The following is a 3,823-nucleotide window of genomic DNA, read 5'->3' as shown; positions in this document are numbered from 1 at the left end:
TATATCTCAAAGAAATAAAGAACTTTTGGTTAAAAATAAATTAGGAAGAAATACTATACAAGATTGCTGTAATAATTTAACCAATCCTATAAATTTAATATTTAGGTACCATGGAGATTCTTTAGATACTGTAGGAAGCAATAAAATCAAAAAAGAAAGATTTGAATCAGAAGAAGATGTCAAGAAATATAGAGAATCTCGAGGAAAAGCTGTAGATGTGTATAATTACTTAGGAGAATATATAAATACATATCCTGCTGTGGTAGCTGTACATGAAGAGCTTAAAATATCTGAAAGTACTATTAGAAAAGGATTAAAAGAAAAAACTCTGTCAGGTAAATATTTCTTTAGATACAAAGGAGAATCTTTAGGAAATGTTAATATAAATATTTGTTCTAAAAATGCTTCGAGTATTCCTACTAAATATAATATTTATAAAAATTCTGAATTAATCAATTCAGTAGATTATAAAAAGGATATTGAATATATTGCTAGAAATAGAGAAAAATCTAAACTTCAAAGATTATTAAAAGAACTATCTTCTATTGGTGATAAAGTCACTTACCATGAATTTGTAATTGAATTAAATCTGGCCCCTAGTAGTGGCAACATTACTAGCAAATCGCTCCAATCCGAACAGGTTTCGGAGGTATCAGAATTATCTGATGCTAACGGTGAAAGCTAACGCTTGAGTTGTGAAACTAAATGTATGCTAATACCGTGCTAACTATAAAGGTAATATGTTATAGTAGTGTAACGAGTATGGATGAACCTTCGTAAGAAGAATATAAAACTTTGAAGGGAGCGACATCTTATATAGATGAAAATGTACTCTGTGGTTATGGAAACATAACTATCGCCACGTCAACAGGCGAGCCTACAATCAGTCTTCAGTTCTGTAAGTTCCTAAAAACTGTTTATGAATCAGGAGTAGTACCTAATTATACTACAAATGGAGTAATTTTATCTTATTGGGATAAACCAGGATCTAAGTATTATAGTAAAGCAAACGAAGTTCTTTCATGTACTAGTTTGTATTGTGGAGGAGTAGCAGTTTCATTTGGAAATAAAGCTCTAAGAAAATATGCTACTAATGCCATTACAGGGTTATTAGAAAAAGGCAGATGTAAAGTAAATATTCATCATATTATTTCAGATAAACAGTCTGTAGATGAGTTCTTTGACATTTATAATAGCTACTTAATTGACAACCCTAATTACTGTATAGATACCGAAGATGTTAATAAATTTGATGATAGAAAGAAAGTATCCCTTATTTACAATCATGTACTACTTCCTTTAATGAAACATGGAAGAAGCGAACATGGTCTAGAAGATGATACTTGGGAGTATCTAGAATCAAAATTATTAGAACATGATTACAGTGATGTTTCTTTTGGAGCACACTTTATTGATTATTTAAAGAATAGTAAAATCAAAACTTGGTTATATCCAGCAGAATCTTTAAGTAAGAATATTATCTTAGAAAAAGATTGTGTAAAGATTACTCCAAGTTCTTTTAATTTAAATCCTATAAAAGAAATAATTTTATGAAATTACAAGATGTAATGATTTCGCCGCCTGAAGCAGTAACATTATCAGACAGACGTGCAGATGAAGGTTTATTTTTTGTATTTGATGAATCAGACAACTTTATTGGAATAGTACTTTACAATATGGATACAGATTCATATTATATACAAACAGCTACTAATCTACTTAATAGTCTCGTTGACGAAACTCATAGAGAAACTTTAGAGGACTTCTATGATAGGTTGCAAAAGGAATATAGACATTCTTACCTAAAATATATAAAAACTACGAAATAATGAATACTTATCTATTCGCGGTATATGATGGAGAACCTCCATATATTGATTCTATAACTGCAAGAAATCTAAATGATGCAAAAGATCATATTATTCAAAAGTATACTTTTGAAGATGATGATATTTTTGATGACTGGGATGATTTTGTAAAGTATAAAGAAGATAAAGGAATTATTTTAGGGGAGCCTTATGAAATATCAGAGTTCTAAATTAAGAATAGCTTGTGACATAGATCAAGTATTAGCTGATTTTGAATCAGCATATAATAAATATTATAATACCAATATATCTAAAGAGAACGACTATCATATTACTAAAAATGTCTTCAAATTAAGACATAATAAAGAATTTTGGACAAATTTAGAAGTAATAGATAGACCTAATTTTATTCCTTACATTTATGCAACTAAAAGGGTTAATTTGAAATCTTATACAAGAGAATGGTTACTTAAAAATAGATTTCCAGATAGACCAATTTATCAAACAATCTATCAATACGGAAACAAAGCGGATATTATTAAGGGACATTGCGATGTTTTGATTGACGATTCTATATCTAATGTTTATAAATGTATTAAATCAGGAGTGCCAGCTCTATTAATAGATAGACCTCACAATCAATCTGTTGGGCCAGAATTTAGAATTTATAACTTAGATATAGATGAAATTATAGAGGGTTATGAAATTATATGTAAATATTATAAATAGTGCGTTTACACGAAATTAAAATAATTCCTATTTTTGAGTCAGTTAGGGCTATAGATATTTCAGATAATGAGTATTTTGGCCCTAATTATAAAAAGTATATAAGTAATTCTAGTTTATCATTAATAAATCCTGCACAAGGAGGTAGTCCTCAAATTTATTATGAAGGTCTAAGTGCTCACCAAAAGTTTAGTGATTCACTGCATTTCGGTATTAACATTTTTTAACTTGTAAAATAAATAATGTTTTCTTGGATTTCTATATTTTTTATGCTATCTTTGTAGCATGAAAAGTACTAAAGAAATTCAAGAAAAATTATCAGAACGCTTTCCTAATTTAGTTTTAGTAGAAGAATATACTGGAGCTAATAATAAAACTCTCATAAGATGTAATGATTGTAGGCACGAATGGAAGGCAATTCCTAGAAGCGTAATAGCTTCAAAACATGGCTGTCCTAAATGTGGAGTAGGAAAAGCTAAAAGGGAACAAGCAATACAAAGATTTCTAGACAAATTAGATAAGAACTTATTCGAGTTTATTGAATATAATTCTCCAGAAGATGTAAAAGTAAGGTGCAAAAAATGCAATTCAATTAGACACACTACAGCAGAAAATATATTAAAATATGGATGTAAAAATTGTTCTGTTATAAAAAGAGCTAATGATGATAGATTAACAACAGAAGAATTTATAGAACGATCTAAAAAAATTCACGGAGATAAATATGATTACACCAAAGTTAAATATATAAATTATAATGCTGAAGTATGTATAATTTGTCCTAAACATGGTGAATTTTGGCAAAGAGCTAATAAACATATGATAGGGCATAATTGCCCTATGTGTAGGGAAAGTTCTGGAGAAGAAGCCATAAGGTTAGCTCTTTTAAATAGTAAGATTCCATTTAAGAAAGAAAAATGTATGTATATAGAAGATCTAAAAATTAGACTTGATTATTATATAGAATATAATAATAAAATATATATTATAGAATACAATGGAGAACAGCATTATATGCCAATAGACTTTTTTGGAGGAGAAGAAAGATTCAAAAAACAACAGTTTCGAGATAAACTTTTAGAAGATTATTGTCTAGATAATAACATTACATTATTTGTTATTAAATACTCTGATAATTTACAAGAAAAAATTAAAGAGTGTATAAATAAAATTGCCGCCTTATAAAGTAATTTATATTGAAAACACCTGAATATCCTCGAAGGCTAAATTTAATTTTAAACATGCTAACTTGAGGAGGCATAGGCTATTATATGTTGTGAAACGAATAA

Annotated in this window: 6 protein-coding genes; all 6 read left to right on the top strand. The window is 28.3% G+C overall.

The features are described 5' to 3' along the window. Positions 1-685: hypothetical protein (locus ACI3VO_RS08765; RefSeq protein WP_439757552.1), on the top strand; the 685-nt coding region annotated here is incomplete at its 5' end. Between the two features lie 110 nt (positions 686-795). Continuing rightward, the gene (locus tag ACI3VO_RS08760; protein ID WP_439757551.1) at positions 796-1,554 is read left to right on the top strand and encodes a hypothetical protein; all 759 of its coding nucleotides are present in this window, start codon (positions 796-798) and stop codon (positions 1,552-1,554) included. After that, positions 1,551-1,829: a hypothetical protein gene (locus tag ACI3VO_RS08755; protein ID WP_439757550.1), complete on the top strand. Its 279-nt coding sequence runs from the start codon at positions 1,551-1,553 to the stop codon at positions 1,827-1,829. The genes ACI3VO_RS08760 and ACI3VO_RS08755 overlap by 4 nt, the downstream gene beginning before the upstream one ends. Continuing rightward, positions 1,829-2,038 (top strand): hypothetical protein, encoded by a 210-nt coding sequence (locus ACI3VO_RS08750; protein WP_439757549.1) that lies wholly within the window; start codon positions 1,829-1,831, stop codon positions 2,036-2,038. The genes ACI3VO_RS08755 and ACI3VO_RS08750 overlap by 1 nt, the downstream gene beginning before the upstream one ends. Next, positions 2,019-2,537, top strand: a complete 519-nt coding sequence (locus tag ACI3VO_RS08745) for a hypothetical protein (RefSeq protein ID WP_439757548.1) — start codon at positions 2,019-2,021, stop codon at positions 2,535-2,537. The genes ACI3VO_RS08750 and ACI3VO_RS08745 overlap by 20 nt, the downstream gene beginning before the upstream one ends. 282 nt (positions 2,538-2,819) lie before the next feature. Beyond that, positions 2,820-3,719 (top strand): DUF723 domain-containing protein, encoded by a 900-nt coding sequence (locus ACI3VO_RS08740; RefSeq protein ID WP_439757547.1) that lies wholly within the window; start codon positions 2,820-2,822, stop codon positions 3,717-3,719. Positions 3,720-3,823: the final 104 nt, after the last annotated feature.

The organism is Intestinibacter sp. (assembly GCF_051866655.1).
Classification (GTDB): Bacteria; Bacillota; Clostridia; order Peptostreptococcales; family Peptostreptococcaceae; genus Intestinibacter.
This window is presented reverse-complemented; position numbering and strand designations above follow the sequence as displayed.

Bases quoted from the DNA above. Each gene is read 5' to 3' on its own strand.
- ACI3VO_RS08755 (WP_439757550.1), top strand. From the start codon at position 1,551: ATGAAATTACAAGATGTAATGATTTCGCCGCCTGAAGCAGTAACATTA.
- ACI3VO_RS08745 (WP_439757548.1), top strand. From the start codon at position 2,019: ATGAAATATCAGAGTTCTAAATTAAGAATAGCTTGTGACATAGATCAA.
- ACI3VO_RS08740 (WP_439757547.1), top strand. From the start codon at position 2,820: ATGAAAAGTACTAAAGAAATTCAAGAAAAATTATCAGAACGCTTTCCT.
- ACI3VO_RS08750 (WP_439757549.1), top strand. From the start codon at position 1,829: ATGAATACTTATCTATTCGCGGTATATGATGGAGAACCTCCATATATT.